This window comes from Convivina intestini, from assembly GCF_003096575.1.
GTDB lineage: Bacteria > Bacillota > Bacilli > Lactobacillales > Lactobacillaceae > Convivina > Convivina intestini.
Genome location: NZ_QEKT01000005.1, coordinates 85,517 through 108,117, shown reverse-complemented (window position 1 = coordinate 108,117; position 22,601 = coordinate 85,517). Strand labels below are relative to the sequence as shown.

Here is a 22,601-nt window from a genome sequence, read left to right as displayed (position 1 = left end):
ATCCATCTCGAACACAGAAGTTAAGCTCTAGAGCGCCGAAAGTAGTGGCCGGAACGCTGGCTGCGAGGATAGGACGATGCGATGCCGTACATAGATTATAAAAGACATCCAATCGGATGTCTTTTATTGTATTTCAAGCTTTGATTGTTTAAAATATAAGTTGTGATTATATTTTAATTCAAGCCTTATTTAGAAAGGTGGTTTCTATGGAAATGGAGCGCATTAACGACCACACAATTCGGATAATGGTGGAAAATGAAGATTTAGAAGACCGCGGTACTTCTGTTAAAGATTTGTTAAGCGATCGTACTAAAATTGAATCTTTTTTTTACAACATTCTGTCTGAAATTGATGTGGATAATGATTTCATGGATAATGATAAAGTTTCCTTTCAAATTTTACCTAACAAAAATGGTTTAGAGCTTTTTATTTCTCGTATGGATAGTGAGAATGGTATTTCTGATATTCTTGATTCAATTGTTGGGGCTAATGAGCTTCGCAATGATACTAAGGATGAGATTGATAGTCTTTCAGATGAACGACGTTCTGCCTTAATGGGCCAGGATTCATTTGAAAGTAAAGAAGATACTGATAATAAAGAGCGACCAGTCTTGGTTTATCGTTTTAGTGACTTTGAAGATTTAATCAAATTGGCTGTTTTAATGAAAAATGTTAAATTCATTAACACGTTATTTAGGTATCAAGAAGAACTTTATTTAACAGTTGATTTTAGTAGTTTAGACTGTGGAGACGATCAATATAATTTTATGTTGGGGAATTTTTATGAATTTGCTGAGCTAGCAAAGCTTAGTTATGATGCTTTGCTAGAACACGGCCAGGTTATTTATTCTAGGACTGCTTTAAAGCGGTTAGCAGAATTATTTAGTTAACATTACACGTGATTGATTATTGGGAATATTGATATGAATTTATTTTTAACATTATTTTTGCTTGTTTTCTTTTGGCTACTATTTGTTGGGCTTTCTTGGCTTTTTATGTTTTTATTGGCTAAGAGTCGCGGAATTGTTTTAAAGGGTGATGAATTTTATCAAAAAACAACTGGAAAACATGGCCAGCTAGTCGATTTACGTGATAGCGCACCGTATAAGCGTTCGCACATGCGGGGTGCTCGGAATATACCAACTTTAAACTTTACTCAGGGAAAGTCAGGTTTACGTAAGGACCGTGATATTTTTCTCTATGATGACAGTATTCGAGGAGCCATTCGGGTTGCTGGGATTTTAAAGAAGCAAGGTTTTTCTAAGAGTAAAATTTTCATTTTACGTGGAGGTTACCGTCAATATAAGGGACGATAGCGCACAAAAGGACCGCATATTGCGGTCCTTTTCTTTGAATCTTAGTAGCGTGATTGGTGAGCGGCAACACTACGCCGAACAGCTGCTTTAGATACCTTGTCATAGTTTTCTTCTGCTTCTTGTTCTGGTTTAACAACTAGCTGGCGATATCCCAATGCACTGCTTACAAGGGCAACGGCGGAAACGGCTAGTCCTGTTAATACACCAAATTTAAATGTTTTTTTCATTACTATCTCCTCTGTACTACGTATACACTGTATTATCGTTTATTTTTATTCTTTTGTAAATGTTTTTTAGAAAGAGAAGGATTTATGGTTGCCATTCCAATTTTAGTCATAGCTGGTCCAACTGCTTCAGGGAAAAGTTCTTTAGCTTTAAAAATTGCAGAAGAGTTCAACGGAGAAATTATTTCGGCTGATTCAATGCAAATTTATCGTGGATTGGATATTGGAACTGCTAAGCCAACTGTTGATGAACAGACCCAAATTCGCCATCATTTGATTAATATTGTAGATATTAATCAAAAATTTTCAGTTTACGACTATATAAAATTAGCAGATCAAGCAATTTTATCCGTGCATCAGCGTGGTAAGCTACCAATTGTTGTGGGCGGAACAGGTTTTTATGTTAAGGCACTTTTAGGGTTACAGCCTTTGGAATATGATGAAAGTGACTTGGATGAAGTGGCTGAACTGGAAAAATTAACAACAGCAGCATTGCAAGATTTACTAATTGATTCTACTTTGGTAACTGATATAAGCAATCGTCAACGTTTAATTAGAGGTGTTCAAAAGCAGCGTCATGGTAAGAAAACCAGGATTGCTAGACCAAGTTACGATGCGCATACAATTGCTTTAGCATGGCCACGTGAAATCTTGTATGAACGTATAAATCAGCGAGTATTGCTGATGCTTGATCAAGGATTGGTAGATGAGGCTCAAATGTTGTATAAGGCTGGTGGTATTGCCTTACAAGCTGGGCGCGGAATTGGGTATAAAGAATTCTATCCACATTTTGATGGCCAAATAACACTGAAAGAAACTGTTGAACAAATTCAGCAAGATTCTCGCCGATATGCCAAACGACAGTTAACCTATTGGCGTCATCAAATTGATGGGTTAGAATGGGTTGACGCACAAGTGGCTTACGATCATGTAAAAACTTATCTTGCTAATCAGTAACATTTGAAATAAGGAGTTGAAATGGCAGTTGACTATTTAACAGCACTAAAAGATTTACGTGATGGAAAAATTGAAGAACTTAAAATTACACCCAGTGATTTTGCGGCCTTTCAAAAAGGGTGGTCACAATTTCCTTATCAAAATACGGTACGAGGAATTGCTCATAAGGGTGGACAGATCACTTACATTCGTTCAAAATAAGATGTGTAGCGCTGAAAAATATGCTACAATGATCTACGAGTAAAATAATAATTAGTGGTGGCCCTTGTGGATCTACCACGAAATGAGAGGCAAAATCGTGGTTTTTTCATTTGGACAACAAAATGTTGGTATCGACCTAGGAACAGCCAATACATATGTCTACCTAGAAGGTAAAGGAATTGTATTACGTGAACCTTCTGTCGTAGCCCGAAATACTGAAACAAACGAAGTAATTGCGGTAGGTACTGAAGCTAAGGAAATGCTTGGGCGGACACCATCAAGTATTTCTGCAATTCGTCCGATGCGTGACGGCGTTATTGCCGATTATGATACAACGGTTGCAATGATTACTTATTATCTAAAAAAAGCGCTTGGTGGCCGTATGGGACATCCCTACGTTACTTTAGGAGTTCCCTCTGGAATTACTGCAGTTGAGCGTCGTGCGGTTATTGATGCCGCTCGTGTAGCTGGAGCTCGGGACGCCTATGTATTGGAAGAGCCCTTCGCTGCTGCTGTCGGAGCTGGTTTACCAGTTATGGATCCAACCGGATCAATGGTTGTTGATTTAGGTGGAGGAACGACTGACGTTGCTACCATTTCGCTTGGTGGTATTGTTTCAAGTCGTTCGACACGATTTGCTGGTGATAAGTTAGATGAATCAATCGCTAACTATATCCGTAATAAATACGAAGCTGCAATTGGTGAACCAACTGCTGAACGTCTAAAGATTGATATTGGTACGGTTTCGTTGGAAGAAGCCCGCGAAATTGAACCAGCAATGGTACGTGGACGTGATCTATTAACTGGTTTGCCAAAGACCTATGAGATTAGTGCTGAAGACGTTGCCATGGCAATTCAAGAGCCAATTAGCGAAATTGTTAATGCAATCCGTGAAACTTTGGAAGCGACCCAGCCTGAGATTGCCGCTGATATTATTGATCATGGCATGGTCTTAACTGGTGGTGGAGCATTGTTACGCGGTATGGATTCGATGATTCAAGAAATTACTAAAGTACCAGTATTGATTGCTAATGATCCACTTGATGCTGTTGCCAATGGTATTGGTGAGTCACTGAAGTCACTTGATGTATTACGTCAAAAATAATTATGTTTAACAGAAGCGTGGCGCTTGCGCTACGCTTTTATTTTTCACATCTGGGGAAGGAATAATAAGAATGCGTAAATTTTTTTCTTCAAAAACTGCAGTGACTATCATTATTGGTTTCTTTGTCATAGTGGGTTTGATTGCAGGATCGAATTGGTGGGCACGCCGTACGAATACTACACCTTTTTTTCAACGCTTTATGAATGATTTAGCTGGGGGAATTAGTCGTGTGATTTCTGTACCGACCAATGTCGTTGGGAAAAGTGCTGATAGTGCCGGAAACTTGCTTAACACATTTTCTGAAAATAAAAAATTAAAATCAGAAATTGATAGTTATGCCCAAGATAAAGTTCGTTTACAGACGGTTGAAAACGAGAATCGATCTTTAAAGAAACAGTTGAAGTTAAAAGAAACTTTGACTGATTATGATACTGTTTCAGCAGTAACCATCAGTCGCTCACCCACAACTTGGAAGTCACAGTTAGTTATTGATAAAGGCTCTCGAGCTGGTCTAAGAAAAGGAATGCCGGTATTGGCTGGTTCTGGTATTATTGGTCGAATTAGCGAAGTAAATACGGTTAATTCTAAAGTGGCTTTAATATCTGATACTAGTGAGGATGCCAATCGTTTTGCGATTACCATTAAGGGGAGTCACGGAGACGTCAATGGCATTATTTCTGATTTTGATTCGGAGCGGGGTCAGTTAGTCATGGGACAAATCACTTCTAGCAATGAAATTAAAAAGGGTGATACTGTTCAGACATCTGGACTGGGTGGTGTGATTCCAGCCGGCTTGTTTGTCGGTAAAGTTTCTGAAGTAACAACCGATGACTATGGTTTATCAAAGAAAGTATATATCGAACCAAGTGCTGATTTGGGTAATATCACAACGGTATTAGTGGCAGTTTCACATATGGAGACGAAGTAATGGCATTTTGGCAGTTGATTCGATTTCGAGTTATTTATCCGTTAGTTTTATTCCTTTTATTGTTCTTAGATGGTAATTTGATGTCTAGTTTAGGTGGCATTTTAAACCATTTTCCTTTTCATGTTTTACCGTTATTAACTCTGATTTGGCTGTTTTATGCAATTGAATTTGAAGTTACTAATCGTATTGCATTTTGGGTGTATGTTGTTTTGATTGGTTTGTTATTTGATATTTATTACACTGGAATTTTGGGTTCTTACACGATTGCCTTTTTGGCAGCCTGTGTAGTAATGGATCGTTTACGTCCCTATTTTGATGAACGATTGATGAGTGGCTTATTGTTATGCTTAATTGGTTTAATCATTTATCTATTAGTGACATATGCGGCCGGCTTTATTATTAACATTGCCGATGTTAGCTTAGGACGTTTTTTACTGTATGAATTAGTACCAACGGTGGTCTTAAATATTATAATTGCGGCCCTAGGTTACTATCCAGCTTGGTCTTTATTCCAACTTCTATCGTAATTCTTGACAATCTGAATAAAGCTTTGTATACTGAGAAAAAGATTTGAAAACGATGAGTAGAAGAGTAATTTACTACCCCATATCAGGGAGCTTACGGTAATTGTGAGTAAGTATGGGTAGTAAATGAACCACATCTACGAGTGCAAGATTGAATTTTAGTAGGTTTTGCCGGTGATGGCCGTTAACACATTCAGTTTTAAACTGATTGAGGCTGTATTAGTGATGATACAGCGGATAACGAGGTGGGACCGCGGAAACGCCCTCTAGGTGCTTATTAGCATTTAGAGGGCGTTTCTTTCGTTTTTAGATAATTAACAGTCATTAGCCGTGATATAAAGAGGGGGCAATATGAAATATTTGATGGAAATTTTACCGGGGATTTTGACCGGATTACAGTCGACCTTAGGGGTTTTCTTCATTACTCTGCTAGGCTCAATTCCTTTGGGAATTTTAGTTTCTCTAGGAATGAAATCTCCTTATTTTACAATTCGATGGCTCATTAATGGTTATATTTGGATTATGCGTGGTACGCCATTATTGCTACAATTGATTTTTATCTACTATGGTTTGAGCATGATTGGGATTAATTTTCCCCGTTTTGAAGCAGCCGTACTAGCCTTTGTTGTTAATTATGCCGCTTATTTAGCTGAAATATTTCGTGGAGGGTTGCAATCAATCCCCAAAGGACAATATGATGCGGCTAAAGTATTAGGTTTTAGCCGAAGCCAAACTTTCTTTAAAATTGTTTTGCCCCAGGTAATTAAAATTATTATGCCATCCTTTGGTAATGAAGTAATTAATTTGGTTAAAGATACTTCGTTAGTATATGTTATTGGTTTGGGTGATATTTTACGAGCGGGAAGCATTGCCGCCAGTCGAGATGTGACTTTGATTCCTTATCTAGTTGTAGGAATTCTTTATCTAATTATGACCGCAGCCGTTACTGTCTCACTCCGTCGTAGTGAGAAGCGCTTAAGTATTTGGAGGTAAATATGTTAGAAATTAAGGGATTAACCAAAAAATATGGCCAAAATGTTATTTTTAAAGACTTGGATCTCACGGTCAATAATGGAGAAGTGCTGAGTGTCATTGGACCTTCTGGAATCGGTAAAACTACGCTGATTAAAATTATGACGGGGTTAGAGACAGCTAATAGTGGACAGGTTTTCATTGATGGTGAGGAATTCGCCATTGGTGATGGTCGCTTAAATGCTAAAATTGGTATTATTTTTCAAGATTTTAACCTTTTTCCAAATTATACTGTCTTAGATAACATCACTTTAGCACCGGTTAATGTTAATAAATTATCTAAAAAAGCCGCTAAACAAGAAGCCATCAAGCTACTTGATACATTGGGGATGAAGGATAAAGAGAATTTATATCCCTATCAGCTATCTGGTGGGCAAAAGCAACGGGTTGCCATTGCTCGTGCCTTAGCAATGCATCCCAATATTATCGCTTATGATGAACCAACTAGTGGGTTAGATGAACATTCAACACGTCAAGTAGCCGCCGTAATTAAGCAGCTGAAGGGCAGCGGTGTTACCCAATTAGTCATTACCCACGATCAATACTTTGCAGAATTAATTTCTGACCGTATGTTTGATTTCGCCCAGGAGGTACAAAGATAATGGTTAGTCAACGAAAAAAAATTATTGTCAATAGTATAGTTGGATTAGTTGTATTGTTTGGTGTGATTTTTATTGGGCTTGGTTTGCATAATAAAAATCAAAACAAGGGACAAGTCGGAACTCATAATGATGAATGGCCACGAATTAAAAGTGAAAAAACGATTACGATTGGTTTAGATGATACTTTTGTGCCGATGGGTTTTCGTGATAATAGTGGGAAATTAGTTGGATTTGATATTGATTTGGCCACTCAAGTCTTTAAGGATTTGGGCGTTACCGTTAAGTGGCAACCCATTGATTGGTCCATGAAGGAAACAGAGCTGAATACTGGTAATATTGATGCAATTTGGAATGGTTATACTGCCACGCCAGAACGGGCTCAAAAAGTTGCCTTTTCGAATTCATACCACCGAGTTACTCAGGTAGTAGTGACGCTAAAGAAAAATAATATTAATAGTTTTGCCGATATGAGTGGTAAGATATTAGCTGATCAGAATTCATCAAGTGGTGATGCTGAGTTGAATGCCAAGCCTAATATTTTGAAAAAATATATTAAAGATAATAAGGCTGTCGGTTATGATACTTTTGATAAAGCGTTTAATGATTTGAATGCCGGTCGAATTGATGGCTTACTAGTTGATGAGGATTACGCTCGTTACTACATTAGTCATCAAGATAACGCTGATAATTACCAAATTGTTAAGGGTGATTTTTCAATGACTGATGATGTGGTTGGCTTCCGTAAAGGCGATGTTGGTCTACAAAAAGCAGTTAACGAACAGTTTAGTAAGTTACAAAAAAATGGCTGGATCAGTGATTTAGAAAAGAAATGGTTTGGTCAGTGAGAAGCGCTATAGGCGCTTTTTTCATTAAAAAAATTAAAGAGGAATGCTGAGTATTTTGAAAACCAAAAGCTATCAAATAAACCAACGAATTAAGTTGGTCGTTGTGTCCAATTGTCAATTTAAAACAGTTCAATTAGCCATTAATTTTGCCAGTACGGCTAGCAGCCCTCAAATAGTTAGTGAGCGGGCCTTATTATCTTATGTGCAGGCGGTCAGTTCTTCTAAATATATTAATCAACAAGCGGTTGCTCGCCAGTTAATTTCACTATCTGGTAGCCAATATCAAACTGATGTGCAGCTTTTTGGCAATCAACATCAGGTGCGTTTCCTATTACAGTGTCCTAATCCGCAATATATTAATCAAAATAGTGATTATCTTGAGGCCAATTTGGCTTTTATGAAGTCAATGATTTTTGAGCCACTCTTAGATTCAGTGAGCTCCTATAATGCTGATGTTGTTAGTCAAGAAAGACAAAGTCTACTCAATGAATTGGTATCACTAGCTGACGATAAAGTTGACTTTGCTCTAGCTCAATTACGACAATTAACCATTACAGTACCAGCGCTCCAATCGTCAGCCTTAGGTAAAGTTGAAGAAATTCAAACGGTTTCTTCTCAGCAGCTATATCAGTCACATCAACGGATGATCCACCATGATCAGGTAACAATTACGGTGCTAGGGGATGTAGACGCTGATCAATTATTTAAAACTTTTAGTCAATGGCCCTGGGGTGATGTTGAGTTAGCTACCCAAACCGACCACAGCCCATTTATGGACTTATCACAGCAAGAATTATTTATAAAAAATGAATCTAGACCTCAGATGGAACAAGCAGTGTTAACCAAGAATTACCTTTTGCCGATTAATCCTAGCAGTGATCAACGTTTTACGGCCATGGTATTAAATACGATGTTTGGCGGTGCGCCGATTTCTAAGCTGTTTATGAATATTCGTGAAAAGCATTCGCTTTGTTACAGTATTGTTAGTCGTTGGCAGTTAGATTGGCGATTATTGACTGTGATTGTTGGCTTAGGTGCTGATACAGTCGATCAGGTAAGCAATATGATTGAATTAGAACGACAAGCACTAGCTACCGGTGATTTTTCGGATCAACTATTAGCTGATGTGAAAGAAATGCTAATTAATGACTATCTTAGTCAATTGGATGTACCTATGAGTCTTTTGTCGATGATTTTACGACAGGAAATGACCCAATTGAAAATCACTCCTCAGGAATGGATAGCTAAAATTAAAGCTGTACAACGGGATGATATTCAATCTTTGGCGCAACAAATGCGAGCTATTTACCAATATAATTTATTACCTGAGGAGCTCTAATGATAAAAAATTATACCAATCTTAATGAGAAAGTCATTGAAGAGGTTTTACCGAATGGTTTAAAGCTGGTAATGATTCCTCGGGCCAACTATCATCAGTGCATCGCAGTTTTAAGTACTAGCTTTGGCTCCTTGGCTCAAAAGGTAAGCGTGGACGGACAAAATATTTTGGATATTCCAGCCGGAACGGCCCATTTTTTGGAACATAAACTTTTTGACAAGCCAGACGAGGATGCTTTTTATCGATTTAGTCAACTTGGCGCTGATGCTAATGCCTTTACAACTAATTTACAGACCAGTTATTATTTTGCCACTAGTCAAAATTTAGCTGCCTGCTTACAACATTTACTAGATTTTGTACAAATACCATATTTTGATCAAACTAAGGTGGTCAAAGAACGCGGTATTATCGAGCAAGAAATTCAAATGTACCAAGATGATCCAGAATGGCGTTTGTATATGACCTTGTTAGAGCAATTGTATCCGAAATCACCACTAGCAGCCGACATTGCGGGGAGTCCAGCTTCATTAAAGCGGATTACGGCCGACTTGTTATATCAAATCCATCATATTTTTTATCAACCTAAAAATTTAACTTTACAGGTAGTTGGGAAATTTGATCCGACAGCAATTTATAATTTAGTACAAGCTAATCAGGCTACTAAGGAACACCGAATGGTTGATTTTAAAACCTTAGAACCAATCTTAGAGCCTGGGCTATCACAAAATCTTCAAGTAGCAGCTAATGTTACTATTCCTAAAGCCGCTTGGGGAATTCGGTTCCCGGCTGGTGATTGGCAAGGGCTGGCCATGAGTCAACGAAGTTTAGTGGCCGATTTACTACTTGATATTTTATTTGGGGAACAAACTACCTGGTATCAGGATTTGTACAAAGAAGGCATCATTGATGATAATTTTGATTTCGAATACGTCCTAATGCCCCAGTACCAATATTTAACTTTTTTCAGTCAAACCCAATTTTATAGCCAATTAGAAAGAGCTTTACGGTTACGATTGAAAAATTATCATGATTATCTCTTAGATCAACAGCAAGAATTTATCAAATTACAAGCAGCAACGCTGGGAGAAGCAATTATCCGGTTGAATTCACTGGAACAAATTGCGCTTCGGGGGGATGATATCTTGTGTGGGGTCAATCTCTTTGATAAAATTGATATGTTAAAGGAAATAAAATTTAAGGATATACTTGATTTTGCAGACCAACTGTTTAATCAGTTTGAACTCAGTCGAGTAGTATTAAAAAAAGTAGGCGAATAATATTATGTCAGAGGTATTAACCGAAGCAATTAGTCAACAGTTAAAAGACGCCCGCCAACAGCAGGGCTTATCACTGGATGAATTAAATCAAAAAACTAAGATTCAAACCCGTTATTTAAAAGCACTTGAAGAAGGTGATACAGATACTCTTCCTAGCGCTTTTTATGTGCGGGCTTTTGCGCGGCGTTATGCTGAGGCAGTCGGACTTAATCCGGATGAATTATTAGGTGAAAGTGAAGAGAGTCCAATTGTTCCCAGTGATTTAAGTTATGCGCATCGTGATGATGATGGTGTTGTTCGAGCTGGTGTAGATCATAATGAGAGTGCTAAAACTCGTTTAATGGGATGGGTGCCCAAAATTTGGGTTGGCTTAGGAATTTTGGTAGGTCTACTTGTTGTCTGGTTAGTGATTACACAACTGGCTAGCAGTGGAAAACAGAGTAGTTCACAAAGTCAGGTTGAAGTATCATCATCTTCAGTATCAAAAGCTAGTTCCTCATCTTCTTCGTCATCATCTAAAAAGGATGAAATTCAATTGGGACAAGCACAAGCCAATGCCCAACAACTAACAACAACCTATAATATTGCCGGACAGCAAGCTAAAGCCCATAAGCTGGTAATTAAGGCTAGTGCTACAGGTACAATGGTTAAAGTTAATGATGCTACTAGTAAAATTTTGTTTAATGAGACTGTGGCTGCTAATACCGAGAAAACGATTGAAATTCCAGCTAACACTACAGCTGTTAACGTTCAGTTTGGCACGGTTGCTAATGGTACGGTGTCACTGGATGGTCAGGCAGTTGCTATTAATAATTTGCCTACGACGCCAGCGCCTACAACTTGGAATCTTCTATTGAATTTTAATAAGTGAGTGGTATTACAATGAATTTACCGAATCGATTAACTGTTTTTCGTATCTTTTTAATCCCCATATTCATGCTGGTATTATCGGTTCCGGCTACTAACAGCTGGGGAGTTCTAAATATTGGCTCGGGGCAGACTTTACCGTTGACTTGGATGGTTGCCGCAATTATTTTTGCCCTTGCTTCACTAACGGATTTTTTGGACGGACAGATTGCCCGTCGTAAAAATTTGGTTACTAATTTTGGTAAGTTTGCAGATCCGTTGGCAGATAAGTTATTAGTCATGACGGCCTTAATTTACCTTACGGCCTTTGGCGTAGTGGCGCCATGGATGACGGCTGTTATTGTGATTCGTGAGTTGGCAATTACTGGGTTGCGTACGCTGATTGTAGAAAATAACGGGAAGGTTTTGGCAGCCGCTTTACCAGGTAAAATTAAAACCTTTTCGCAAATGTTTGCCATTGTGTTTCTTTACCTGCATAACTGGCCGGTGGCAGGCGTGCCGGTTGGCGAAACCTTGTTGGTCATTGCAGTGATATTTACTATTTATTCAGGAATTGATTATTTTTGGCAAAATCGTCAGGTATTTTCCGACGGATTATAAAAGCGCATTGGCGCTTTTTTTCGTATAAAGAAATGAAAGGATAGAGAACGAACAAATGTTCGAATTATTCTTGATTTTCTATTATTAAACAGGTAAACTAATCGTAATTAATAAGGAGTTAACTTACATGGTTGCAAAGAAAAATGCTCAAAGTAAGCAAGATGGTCGCCGAGCGGCCTTAGATGATGCTTTGAAGCGGATTGAAAAGAATTTTGGAAAAGGATCGATTATGACTTTGGGTGATAATGTTACTACCCAAGTTGAGACCATTCCCTCTGGATCTGTTAAATTGGATATTGCTTTAGGGGTTGGTGGCTATCCTAAAGGACGGGTTATTGAAATCTATGGTCCAGAATCATCTGGAAAAACAACATTAGCCTTGCATGCTGTCGCTGAAATCCAAAAAGCCGGTGGTACCGCAGCCTATATTGATGCTGAAAATGCTTTAGATGTTAAGTATGCAGAGGCGTTAGGTGTTAAAAAAGAAGAGCTCCTTTTATCACAGCCTGATACTGGTGAGCAAGGACTGGAAATTACGGATGCCTTAGTTCAATCCGGTGCGGTTGATATGGTGGTTATTGATTCGGTCGCTGCCTTAGTACCTCGAGTTGAAATTGAAGGGGAAATGGGAGATGCGCATGTCGGGTTACAAGCTCGTTTGATGAGTCAGGCCTTACGTAAGCTAGCCGGAACCTTAAATCGAACGGGCACGATTGCTATTTTTATTAACCAAATCCGTGAAAAAGTTGGGGTTATGTTTGGAAACCCAGAAACTACTCCTGGTGGCCGAGCTTTGAAGTTCTATTCCACTGTTCGTTTGGAAGTTCGGCGCTCCACCCAAATTAAAGATGGTTCAGATGTTACTGGAAACTTGACCAAGGTCAAAGTGGTTAAAAATAAGGTAGCACCACCCTTTAAAGTGGCTGAAGTCGATATTATGTACGGAAAGGGAATTTCGCAAACCGGTGAAATTTTGGATCTAGCAGTTGACCAAGATATTGTTGACAAGGCTGGTGCCTGGTATGCCTATGAGGGAGAACGTATCGGGCAGGGACGTGAAAAAGCCAAAGAATATTTGGATGATCCCGAACATAGTGAGTTACGTGCTGAACTATATCGTAAAGTTCGACAAGCCTACGGCATTGGGGATAAAACCGATGAGGTTGTTCAAGAAGAACCTGTTGAGCCAGAAGCTAATCAAGAACTTAATTTGATCGATGATGATCAAGCAGATCAGCCAATTTCCTAATAAATAATTTACTAAAAAGAGGGCTAAATTAGTGCTCTTTTTTGTTACAATAGACTTGCTTGAGTGAGTCAGTTACTTGAGTGAGTCAGTTACTTGAGTGTGTTAGTTACACGTACAGCAATCACAGTGACAGTATGTTGTGGGGGATGGTTTCATGCCAAAAATGCACCGTGGAAGAACAATCTTTGCCGGGGTTTTAGTTGTATTAGCAATGCTAATTGGAACAGCTTACCTAACGCGAGATAAAACTTCCTCAAGTGTTTCAATTACAGCCGTTGGTTCAACAGCTCTTCAGCCCTTGGTTGAAGCAGCCGGAGAAGATTATGCCAGAGAGAATGCTGGTGTTTTTGTAAACGTTCAAGGAGGAGGAACAGGAACAGGTCTTAGCCAAGTTGCTCAAGGAGCAGTTGATTTAGGTAATTCTGACCTTTTTGCCGCAGAGAAAAAGGGAATTAAAGCTCAGGATTTAGTTGATCATCAAGTTGCTGTCGTCGGGATTACCCCTATTTTAAATAAAGGACTTAATATCCATGATTTAACTTCCAAGCAGTTACAAGATATTTTTACTGGAAAAGTGACTAATTGGAAAGAGTTAAACGGTCCAGACCAAGAAATTGTTGTGATTAATCGCGCTGCTGGTTCTGGTACGCGTGCGGCCTTTGAAAAATGGGGACTAGACGGGGCCAAGAGTTTAGAAGCACAAGAGCAAGATTCTTCGGGAATGGTTCGCTCAATTGTTGCTAGTACTCCGGGCGCAATTTCCTATGTAGCCTTTGCTTATGGTAATAGCAGTGTTACTAGTCCGGCGGTCAATGGTGTTGCTGCCAAAGATGAAAATGTTAAAAATGGTACTTATCCAATCTGGTCTTATGAACATATTTATACCAAAGGTAAGCCCAATCAGGCTGTACAAGGATTTCTTGATTATCTAATGTCTCATCAGGTTCAATCTAAATTAGTGCCAAAACTGGGTTATATTTCTATCCACGATATGGATATTAAACGTAGTATGGACGGACAGATAACAGCCAATTCCTAAGTCGGGTGGGAGAAGATTATGGATAGTATTACAGAAAAAATCAAGAGACAGTCTGAGTCAACTCGCAAGGATCGTTTCGGTCGTGCGTTGAGTTGGACTGCGCTAACTTTTATTGCCCTAGTGGTAGCTTTAATTTTTGCTTTTGTGTTAAGTCGTGGTTTAAATACTTTTATCGGTAATAAGGTATCAGTTACTGATTTCTTGTTCGGTACAACTTGGAACCCATCTGTGGTCAATCCCAAAACACATCAACCTTATGTTGGTGCCTTGCCGATGATTATGGGGTCTTTTCTGGTTACCTTTTTGTCAGCAATAGTGGCGACACCATTTGCGATTGGTACTGCTTTGTTTATGACTGAAATTGCCAAAAAGCGTGGGGCTAAAATTATGCAACCTATCGTGGAATTGCTAGTTGGTATCCCCTCGGTTGTGTATGGATTTATTGGTTTAACAGTCATTGTACCCTTTATGCGGGGAATTGTTGGCGGATCGGGCTTTGGTATTTTATCCGGAACGATTGTTCTATTTGTGATGATTTTACCCACAGTGACCTCAATGACCGTCGATACTTTGAAATCGGTACCACGCCACTATCGTGAATCTGCCTTGGCAATTGGCGCTACTCGGTGGCAGATGATCTATAAAGTAATTCTACGTGCCGCTACTCCAGGTATTTTAACTGCTGTGGTATTTGGCATGGCGCGAGCTTTTGGAGAAGCTTTGGCGGTTCAAATGGTTATCGGAAATGCGGCGTTAATGCCTACGGGATTGACTACACCGGCCTCAACTTTGACATCAGTGTTGACGATGGGGATTGGAAATACCGTGATGGGCTCTTTACAAAATAACGTGCTATGGACATTAGCTATGATTTTGTTACTTATGTCATTGGTCTTTAATTTGATTATCCGAATGATTGGTAGCAAAGGGGAGTTGAAATAATGAACGCTAAATTAGCTGATAAAATTGCTACTACGGTCATTTACATTATTGCCGGTATGGTGGCGTTGGTTTTATTCTCCATGCTAGGATTTATCTTGGTACAGGGATTGCCTCACCTTTCTTGGCACTTTTTAACTTCGCCAGCCCTCTCTTTTGAGGCTGGTGGGGGAATTGGCATTCAGTTGTTTAATTCCTTTTATCTATTAATTTTGGCCATGGTGATTAGTTTTCCGATTGCTTTGGGTGCTGCTATCTACCTAAACGAGTACGCAAAGAAATCAGTTTGGACCAATATTATTCGAACTGCAATTGAAATTTTAAGTTCACTACCTTCGGTTGTTGTTGGTCTGTTTGGATTCTTACTTTTCGTTGTCCAGTTTAAGTTTGGATTTTCAATCTTATCTGGGGCGATTGCCTTAAGTATTTTTAATTTACCACTGTTAACTCGGTCAATTGAAACTAGTTTGGCTCAAATTCCATACCTGCAACGGGAGGCTGGCGCTGCTTTAGGTTTGTCCCGCTGGGAAACAGTTTTACATGTTGTTTTACCAGCAGCCGTTCCTTCAATTGTGACTGGCGTTGTTTTGTCAGCTGGCCGAGTCTTTGGTGAAGCAGCCGCTTTGATTTTTACGGCGGGCCAGTCGGCACCAGCCTTGAACTTTATGGATTGGAATGCATTTAATATTTCTAGTCCATTAAGTCCGATGCGACCTGCCGAAACATTGGCTGTTCATATTTGGAAAATTAATTCGGAAGGAATTATGCCGGATTTGAATTTAGTTTCAGCCGGAGCATCAGCTGTTTTAATCATCGTTGTTCTTATTTTTAATTTTAGTGCCCGTAAAATTGGTATGAAGCTCTTTAAAAAGCTAACTAGCTCTTGAGGTAATACATGACAAATCCTAATATTGATTTAAAACCGTTAAGTGAGTTTATTGTTGACGAAGCACCGGAACGTTATATCTATGATATGAACTCCGGCAAGCATGAAGTCGCCATTGCCACCGAAGGGCTGCAGGTACGTTACGGTGATAAGTTGGCACTGAGTGAGGGCGATTTAAGTTTTGAGCGCTATAAAATTACTAGTTTGATTGGCGCCTCAGGTTCTGGAAAATCAACCTTTCTACGTTCATTAAATCGAATGAACGATGATGTTGCCACGGTTAGTGGTAAGATTATGTACCGCGGATTAGACATTAATTCAGCTGATATTGATGTCTACGAAATGCGCCGTCATATTGGGATGGTTTTCCAACGGCCGAATCCATTTGCTAAGTCGATTTATGACAATATTACTTTTGCTTTAACTCAACGTGGGCGTTATACCAAAGATCAGTTGGATGAAATTGTTGAGACTAGCTTGAAACAAGCGGCCTTGTGGGATCAGGTTAAAGATGAGTTAAATAAATCAGCCTTAGCTCTTTCGGGAGGACAAGCACAGCGTCTGGTAATTGCTCGTGCTTTAGCTTTGAAGCCCGATATTTTGCTGTTAGATGAACCTTCAAGTGCCTTAGATCCAATTTCATCTGCCCAAGTTGAAGATACGCTGTTAGAGTTGAAAAAAGATTACACAATTATTATTGTGACGCATAATATGCAGCAAGCGGCTCGAATTAGTGATTATACGGCTTTCTTTCATATGGGTCGCGCCATTGAATATGATTTAACTCGTAAGATCTTTACCCGTCCTAAAGTAGCGTTGACGAATGACTATATATCAGGTAATTTTGGATGAAAAATCAAAATAATATTTTAATAACGCGTGATGTACGGCTCTGGTATGGCCAAAAAGAAGCCTTGCATGGGATCGATTTAGACTTTCCACAAAAAGGAATCACAGCCTTAATTGGGCCGTCTGGTTCTGGTAAGTCGACCTACTTGCGGGCACTTAATCGGATGCATGATCTAGAAGATAATGTAACGGTAACTGGCTCTTTTACTCTTGATGGTAGTGATATTTATGCGCCAACCACCGATACGGTGGAGTTGCGTAAGAAAATTGGGATGGTTTTTCAACAACCTAATCCCTTTCCATTTTCAATTTACGATAATGTTGTCTTTGGTTTAAGATTAGCTGGTGTAAGGGATCGTCACACTTTGGACGAGGCCGTAGAGACGTCATTAAAGGCTGCTTCCATTTGGGAAGAAGTTAAAGATTCGCTTAATAAATCGGCTTTGGGGCTATCGGGCGGACAACAGCAACGAGTTTCCATTGCCCGTGTTTTGGCGACTTCGCCAGAATTATTACTATTAGATGAGCCAACTTCGGCCTTGGACCCGGTTTCTAGTCACAATATCGAAGAAACTTTGATGAATTTGCGTGACCAATATGCCATGATTATTGTGACCCATTCTATGTCACAGGCATCGCGAATCTCAGATCGAACAGCTTTCTTTTTGGATGGCGATTTAATTGAAGTTGATGATACACGTAAGATTTTCTTGGATCCAAGTCAAAAGCAGACCCAAGATTATATTAGTGGACGTTTTGGATAATCTAACAAAAGAGAGGTAATAGAATGCGACGTTTATTTGATGAAGAGTTAGCTGATTTAGATAGTTCTTTTACAGAAATGGGTGAAATTACCGCTAAGACAATCCAGACTGCGGTACAGTCCTTTATTAATCACGACCGTGAAGGAGCTCACAAAATTATTAATAATGATTTTAAGATTAATGAGCGCGAAGCTGCTATTGAAAAAAAGTCATTTGAGATGATTGCCCTTTACCAACCGGTTACAACTGACTTGCGTGAAATTGTTACTATCTTAAAAGCCGTTTCCGTTTTGGAACGGATGGGTGATCAAGCCCGAAACATTGCGACCTCAACAATTCGTGTGAAGGGTACTAAGCACATTAAAAAAGTTGAAGAGCAACTGGGTGAAATGGGTGAATTAGTCGCTCAAATGGTTTCTGAAGTGATGTCTTACTACATTCAAAATGAGGCCCTAGGGGCTGAAACAATCGCTGCTAAAAATCATGAATTATCGAATAATGCTGCCCAGGTTCGTACTGATTCAGTCAATGCTATGAAAGAAGATGCCCAATTAGTTGATTCAGCAGCCGATTACTTGGTTATTGCTGGTTATATTAAGCGAATTGGTGATTATACGACTGATATTGCTGAGTGGATTGTTTATAAGCGGACTGGAAAAATCATTGAATTAAATCCTGGTTATAACTACTTTATTTAGTTTGAAGGGCCCTTCGGGGCTTTTTTATTATGGTCTTGTTTTCGTGACTTGACCGAATTTGATATAATAGTAATATTAATGGGCCATAGCTAAAAAGTTTCGACCTGTTTATATCCGGAGGTAAGATGCGTTTTATTACTAATGTAATGATTAATATGGCAGTCTTTTTAGTCTGTTCGATGCTCTTTCCAGCTGGTTTTCAGCTAGCCGACATGCTGACAGCCTTAGTGGCTGCCATATTATTAGCTACTTTGAACATTATTCTTAAACCAATTTTATTTATTTTATCTTTACCAATTTTAGTGGTCACTTTGGGACTTTTTACAATCGTGATTAATACAATTTTGTTAGAGATAACAGCTCATCTATTAAATGGGTTTGCATTTACCAATTTTGGTTGGGCAATGTTAGTGGCAATTATTTTAGCCGGTGTTAATTTCATTTTTAATGACCGGAGTAAGTTAAAGATTGAGAGATATTAAAATGGCACAAAATTCAGTGACCGTTAGAGAATTAGTTAATAATACCCGTTTGAAGATTGTGGCGGGAAAAGAATATTTGGATCGACCAATTACGACTTCTGATATTAGCCGTCCAGGATTGGAAATGACTGGGTATTTTAATTATTATGCTCCTGAGCGAGTCCAGTTATTAGGGATTACAGAAACTTCATTTTCGACGCGGATGCAACATGATGAACTATTAATGGTTTATCGGAAGATGGCCAATGCGAAAACACCTGTTTTTGTGGTTTCAACTAACTTACCAATCAGTGATGAGCTAAAGCAAGCCGCTAGTGAAGCTCATATTCCGATTTTAACCACCTCGTTAACTTCTTCGCGAATTTTATCTAATATGACCTATTATCTAGGCGATCAGTTAGCTCCACGAGAAAGCGTGCACGGAGTATTAATTGATGTTCACGGAATGGGTGTTTTAATTACCGGAGATGCAGGAATCGGTAAAACGGAAGCAGCTTTGGAATTGATTCAGCAAGGAAAAGCCCGTTTGGTAGCCGATGACCGGGTTGATATTCATCAAGAAGATGAAGAACGCTTAATTGGCGAACCTAGCGAAGTTTTGCGAAATATGATGGAAGTTCGTGGGGTTGGTATCATTGACGTGCAACAGGTGTATGGAGCGGTTTCCGTACGTTCCCATGCTTCGATTATGATTAATATTCATTTATCGAATGGTCGCATTGGTGAAGAAAACTTTGATCGTCTCGGTAATGAAAATGATTCTCTAGAAATTTTAGGTGTCAAATTAAAGCGTATGGTTGTTCCTGTGACTCCTGGTCGTAACACAGCCAGTGTTATTGATGCAGCGGCGGTTAAGTTTAGGACTACTAATATGGGCTTTGATGCGTTAGAAACTTTGGAAAAGCGGATGACAGCTGAAATTAGTAAAAATGAAAAAATTGATGCAAAGGAAAAGCAAGAAAACAATGACTAAAATTGCTGTCTTAGGGGCTGGTTCATGGGGAAGTGCCCTAGCCAATCGAATTGCCAGTAATGGTTTTTCAACAGTCTTATGGTCGCATCGGGCTGAGCAAGTTGAAGAAATTAATCAGGCTCATACTAACGTGCACTATTTACCTGGTACCCAACTTCATCAAGATTTACTGGCAACGGTTGATTTGAAAGTTGCCGTTGACAACGCTGACATTATTTTAGTGGTTGTACCAACTAAGGGCATCCGTGAAGTCGCCCAAAAGTTAAATAAAATGTTATTAGATTTACAGCATTCCGCCATTGTCGTGCATGCTACCAAGGGATTAGAAGCAGGTAGTCACAAGCGGATTTCTGAAATGCTGCTTGAGGAAATGGAGGCAAAGACTTATACTGCTATTGCAGCTATATCTGGACCTTCCCACGCTGAAGACGTCGTCAAAGATGATTTAACGGCGGTTTCAGTGGCTAGCCCAGACCTCAAAGCTGCGCAAGCTATCCAAGCTGTATTAGCTAGCCCAACCTTTCGACCATATACCAATCAAGACCTATTAGGTTCAGAATTAGGTGGGGCCTTAAAAAATATTATTGCGATTGGCTCAGGAATGTTAGTTGGCCTTGGATATGGTGTAAATGCCCAAGCTGCCTTGTTAACCCGTGGTTTAGTAGAATTACGCCGAGTTGGTGTGGCTATGGGTGCTCAGGCGGAAACATTCTTGGGATTGGCAGGTATCGGTGACTTAATTGTGACTGGTATGTCGGCTAATTCACGGAATTACCGGGCCGGCTTTGCCTTAGGTCAAGGACAGTCTTTGCCAGAAGTAAAGGCCCAAATGGGCATGGTAATTGAAGGGGTGAACACAACTAAAGCTGTTTTCGAGTACGCCCAACAGTTTGACCTTGAAATACCAATTACCCAGGCCATTTATCAAGTGCTTTATCAGCAAGCTGATATTAGGGCTGAAATTGAAGCTTTAATGACTCGGCCGCTAAAAAGTGAAAATTAATATATAGGTGAGAAAGTAGGATACATTATGAAACCAGTGCGTAAAGCAATTATTCCAGCTGCCGGCTTGGGAACTCGTTTTTTACCAGCCACTAAGGCCTTAGCCAAGGAAATGCTACCAATCGTTGATACACCAACGATTGAATATATTGTTCGGGAGGCAATTGCTTCTGGAATTGAAGACATTGTCGTGGTTGATGGGAAATCTAAGCGCTCAATTGAGGATCATTTTGACTCCAATCCAGAATTGGAAGATAATTTAAGACAAAAAAATAAGTTAGAACTTCTAAAAGTAGTTGAAGAAACAACCGATATCAATATGTATTTCATTCGCCAGTCTCATCCTAAGGGACTAGGAGATGCGGTCTTAACTGCTAAGGACTTCATCGGGGACGAACCATTTGTGGTTTTGTTGGGTGATGATTTAATGCAAGACGAGGTGCCTTTGACTAAGCAATTGATTGACCGCTATAACCAAACCGGTGAATCGACATTAGCTGTTATGGAAGTGCCTCATTCTAAAGTTTCTGAATATGGGGTGATTGATCCAGCCACAAGGGTAACAGATGATGGCCTTTATCGGGTAAAAAGCTTTGTTGAAAAGCCCCGTCCCGAAGATGCACCTTCTGATTTGGCTATTATTGGTCGCTATCTCCTTACGCCGGAAATCTTTGAAGAACTTGAAAAGACTAAACCTGGTAAGGGAGGCGAAGTCCAGTTGACTGATGCTATTGATTCTCTTAACGATCGTCAGCACGTTTATGCTCACGAATTTAAGGGAGAGCGTTACGATATTGGTTCAAAAATTGGTTTCTTGGAAACTAATATTGAGTTTGGTTTAAAGCATCCACAAACTAAAGACCAGTTGCGAGCCTATATTAAGGAACTAGCAGCTAAATTGTAATTGATATCAAAGGGGAGGTAGTTCAAACCTCTTTTTTTGATAGGTGAGGTAAAATATGACTGAAATAAAACAATATGACTTAGTAATTATTGGTGCTGGCCCTGGTGGAATGACCGCTGCCACCTATGCCTCTCGTGCCGAGTTATCTGTGGCGATGATTGATCAAGGAATCTATGGGGGACAGATGAATAATACCGCTGAGGTAGAAAACTACCCTGGCTTTGATAGTATCATGGGGCCTGATTTAGCCGAAAAAATGTATGCCTCCTCAACACAATTTGGGGCTGAATATACTTTTGGCCGAGTGACTGGGATTGAATTGCTTGATCACAACCGTAAATTAGTCCGGACCGATATGGGTGACCTAGAGGCCAAAGCAGTTATCATTGCGACCGGATCAGAACACACGCATCTAGGCGTCCCTGGCGAAGAAGCCTATCAGGGTAAAGGGGTTAGTTACTGTGCGGTTTGTGACGGTGCCTTTTTTAAGGGCGAAGATGTCGCGGTGATTGGTGGTGGCGATTCGGCCGTGGAAGAGGGACTGTACTTGGCCAATTTGGCTCGTTCGGTTACAATTATTCACCGGCATGATCAATTAAAGGCTCAGCCTATTTTACAAGAACGTGCTAAGCAGAATGATAAAATCAAGTTTCTCTGGCATACTGAAGTACAGGCCATTGAGGGGGATGAACAGGAAGTTAAAAGTTTGTCCTTAATTAACAATCAAACTCAGGCTTTGAGTACCATGCCTTTTGCTGGAGTCTTTATTTATATTGGATTAAAGCCTAATACTCAGGCATTTCTTGACTTAGGGATTACTGATCAACACGGTTGGATTCCAACTGATGAGCAGATGGCGACTAAGATTCCTGGTATTTTTGCTATCGGGGATGTACGTCAAAAGACCCTGCGTCAAATTACCACAGCGGTTGGTGATGGTGGCATCGCCGGACAGGCCGCCTATGAATATGTTAGTCAATTAAATGATTAATTATAATA

General features: G+C 39.6%; 27 protein-coding genes and 1 other annotated feature. Of the genes, 26 read left to right on the top strand and 1 reads right to left on the bottom strand.

Going from position 1 to position 22,601, the window contains the following annotated elements:
• Positions 1-206 precede the first annotated feature (206 nt).
• Both C7384_RS05365 and C7384_RS05360 read left to right on the top strand, forming a co-directional pair.
• A complete protein-coding gene (locus C7384_RS05365; RefSeq protein WP_089938634.1) occupies positions 207-890 on the top strand; it encodes an adaptor protein MecA in 684 nt (227 codons plus the stop codon).
• Positions 891-1,004: 114 nt separating this feature from the next.
• A complete protein-coding gene (locus C7384_RS05360) occupies positions 1,005-1,316 on the top strand; it encodes a rhodanese-like domain-containing protein (RefSeq protein WP_420838709.1) in 312 nt (103 codons plus the stop codon).
• 41 nt (positions 1,317-1,357) lie between these two features.
• Here the strand turns inward: C7384_RS05360 and C7384_RS05355 are convergent, their stop codons facing one another.
• A complete protein-coding gene (locus C7384_RS05355; RefSeq protein ID WP_089938638.1) occupies positions 1,358-1,543 on the bottom strand; it encodes a DUF3042 family protein in 186 nt (61 codons plus the stop codon).
• An 84-nt stretch (positions 1,544-1,627) separates the two neighbouring features.
• Between C7384_RS05355 and miaA the strand changes: the two genes are divergently transcribed.
• From miaA to trxB, 24 genes are all read left to right on the top strand, one after another.
• Complete coding sequence (miaA, locus tag C7384_RS05350; protein WP_089938639.1) at positions 1,628-2,497, top strand: tRNA (adenosine(37)-N6)-dimethylallyltransferase MiaA; 870 nt, start codon at positions 1,628-1,630, stop codon at positions 2,495-2,497.
• A 21-nt stretch (positions 2,498-2,518) separates the two neighbouring features.
• Positions 2,519-2,698, top strand: coding sequence for a hypothetical protein (locus C7384_RS05345; protein ID WP_089938641.1), 180 nt, complete (start codon positions 2,519-2,521; stop codon positions 2,696-2,698).
• A 97-nt stretch (positions 2,699-2,795) separates the two neighbouring features.
• Positions 2,796-3,803 carry a rod shape-determining protein gene (locus tag C7384_RS05340; protein ID WP_089938642.1) on the top strand — a complete coding sequence of 336 codons (1,008 nt, stop codon included), beginning with the start codon at positions 2,796-2,798 and terminating at the stop codon, positions 3,801-3,803.
• Positions 3,804-3,873: 70 nt separating this feature from the next.
• Complete coding sequence (mreC, locus tag C7384_RS05335) at positions 3,874-4,731, top strand: rod shape-determining protein MreC (protein ID WP_089938644.1); 858 nt, start codon at positions 3,874-3,876, stop codon at positions 4,729-4,731.
• Positions 4,731-5,258, top strand: coding sequence for a rod shape-determining protein MreD (gene mreD, locus C7384_RS05330; protein ID WP_089938646.1), 528 nt, complete (start codon positions 4,731-4,733; stop codon positions 5,256-5,258). The genes mreC and mreD overlap by 1 nt, the downstream gene beginning before the upstream one ends.
• 43 nt (positions 5,259-5,301) lie before the next feature.
• Positions 5,302-5,525: a binding site (T-box leader), on the top strand.
• Positions 5,526-5,606: 81 nt separating this feature from the next.
• Positions 5,607-6,248 carry an amino acid ABC transporter permease gene (locus tag C7384_RS05325; RefSeq protein WP_089938648.1) on the top strand — a complete coding sequence of 214 codons (642 nt, stop codon included), beginning with the start codon at positions 5,607-5,609 and terminating at the stop codon, positions 6,246-6,248.
• A 2-nt stretch (positions 6,249-6,250) separates the two neighbouring features.
• The gene (locus C7384_RS05320) at positions 6,251-6,889 is read left to right on the top strand and encodes an amino acid ABC transporter ATP-binding protein (RefSeq protein WP_089938650.1); all 639 of its coding nucleotides are present in this window, start codon (positions 6,251-6,253) and stop codon (positions 6,887-6,889) included.
• Positions 6,889-7,734, top strand: coding sequence for an amino acid ABC transporter substrate-binding protein (locus C7384_RS05315; protein WP_089938651.1), 846 nt, complete (start codon positions 6,889-6,891; stop codon positions 7,732-7,734). The genes C7384_RS05320 and C7384_RS05315 overlap by 1 nt, the downstream gene beginning before the upstream one ends.
• 43 nt (positions 7,735-7,777) lie before the next feature.
• Entirely contained in the window at positions 7,778-9,073 is a 1,296-nt protein-coding gene (yfmF, locus tag C7384_RS05310; RefSeq protein WP_089938653.1) for an EF-P 5-aminopentanol modification-associated protein YfmF, read from the top strand.
• Positions 9,073-10,350 carry an EF-P 5-aminopentanol modification-associated protein YfmH gene (gene yfmH / locus C7384_RS05305; protein ID WP_089938655.1) on the top strand — a complete coding sequence of 426 codons (1,278 nt, stop codon included), beginning with the start codon at positions 9,073-9,075 and terminating at the stop codon, positions 10,348-10,350. Before yfmF ends, yfmH begins: the two co-directional genes overlap by 1 nt.
• Before the next feature lie 4 nt (positions 10,351-10,354).
• Positions 10,355-11,221 (top strand): helix-turn-helix domain-containing protein, encoded by an 867-nt coding sequence (locus C7384_RS05300; protein ID WP_089938657.1) that lies wholly within the window; start codon positions 10,355-10,357, stop codon positions 11,219-11,221.
• Positions 11,222-11,232: 11 nt separating this feature from the next.
• Positions 11,233-11,817, top strand: a complete 585-nt coding sequence (pgsA, locus tag C7384_RS05295) for a CDP-diacylglycerol--glycerol-3-phosphate 3-phosphatidyltransferase (protein ID WP_089938659.1) — start codon at positions 11,233-11,235, stop codon at positions 11,815-11,817.
• Positions 11,818-11,944: 127 nt separating this feature from the next.
• The gene (recA, locus tag C7384_RS05290) at positions 11,945-13,066 is read left to right on the top strand and encodes a recombinase RecA (RefSeq protein WP_089938661.1); all 1,122 of its coding nucleotides are present in this window, start codon (positions 11,945-11,947) and stop codon (positions 13,064-13,066) included.
• 154 nt (positions 13,067-13,220) lie between these two features.
• Positions 13,221-14,105, top strand: coding sequence for a phosphate ABC transporter substrate-binding protein PstS family protein (locus C7384_RS05285; protein ID WP_089938663.1), 885 nt, complete (start codon positions 13,221-13,223; stop codon positions 14,103-14,105).
• A gap of 18 nt (positions 14,106-14,123) precedes the next feature.
• Positions 14,124-15,047 (top strand): phosphate ABC transporter permease subunit PstC, encoded by a 924-nt coding sequence (gene pstC / locus C7384_RS05280; protein ID WP_089938665.1) that lies wholly within the window; start codon positions 14,124-14,126, stop codon positions 15,045-15,047.
• Positions 15,047-15,931 (top strand): phosphate ABC transporter permease PstA, encoded by an 885-nt coding sequence (pstA, locus tag C7384_RS05275; RefSeq protein WP_089938667.1) that lies wholly within the window; start codon positions 15,047-15,049, stop codon positions 15,929-15,931. Before pstC ends, pstA begins: the two co-directional genes overlap by 1 nt.
• A gap of 8 nt (positions 15,932-15,939) precedes the next feature.
• Complete coding sequence (gene pstB / locus C7384_RS05270; RefSeq protein ID WP_089938668.1) at positions 15,940-16,782, top strand: phosphate ABC transporter ATP-binding protein PstB; 843 nt, start codon at positions 15,940-15,942, stop codon at positions 16,780-16,782.
• A complete protein-coding gene (pstB, locus tag C7384_RS05265; protein ID WP_089938670.1) occupies positions 16,779-17,543 on the top strand; it encodes a phosphate ABC transporter ATP-binding protein PstB in 765 nt (254 codons plus the stop codon). The genes pstB (C7384_RS05270) and pstB (C7384_RS05265) overlap by 4 nt, the downstream gene beginning before the upstream one ends.
• 23 nt (positions 17,544-17,566) lie before the next feature.
• Positions 17,567-18,241, top strand: coding sequence for a phosphate signaling complex protein PhoU (gene phoU / locus C7384_RS05260; protein WP_089938672.1), 675 nt, complete (start codon positions 17,567-17,569; stop codon positions 18,239-18,241).
• 125 nt (positions 18,242-18,366) lie between these two features.
• Complete coding sequence (locus C7384_RS05255) at positions 18,367-18,723, top strand: phage holin family protein (protein ID WP_089938674.1); 357 nt, start codon at positions 18,367-18,369, stop codon at positions 18,721-18,723.
• 1 nt (position 18,724) lies between these two features.
• On the top strand, positions 18,725-19,696 hold the full coding sequence (hprK, locus tag C7384_RS05250) for an HPr(Ser) kinase/phosphatase (protein WP_089938677.1): 972 nt from the start codon (positions 18,725-18,727) through the stop codon (positions 19,694-19,696).
• The gene (locus tag C7384_RS05245) at positions 19,689-20,699 is read left to right on the top strand and encodes an NAD(P)H-dependent glycerol-3-phosphate dehydrogenase (protein ID WP_089938679.1); all 1,011 of its coding nucleotides are present in this window, start codon (positions 19,689-19,691) and stop codon (positions 20,697-20,699) included. Before hprK ends, C7384_RS05245 begins: the two co-directional genes overlap by 8 nt.
• Positions 20,700-20,726: 27 nt before the next feature.
• Positions 20,727-21,602, top strand: coding sequence for a UTP--glucose-1-phosphate uridylyltransferase GalU (gene galU, locus C7384_RS05240; RefSeq protein WP_089938681.1), 876 nt, complete (start codon positions 20,727-20,729; stop codon positions 21,600-21,602).
• 55 nt (positions 21,603-21,657) lie between these two features.
• Complete coding sequence (trxB, locus tag C7384_RS05235; protein WP_089938683.1) at positions 21,658-22,593, top strand: thioredoxin-disulfide reductase; 936 nt, start codon at positions 21,658-21,660, stop codon at positions 22,591-22,593.
• Positions 22,594-22,601: the final 8 nt, after the last annotated feature.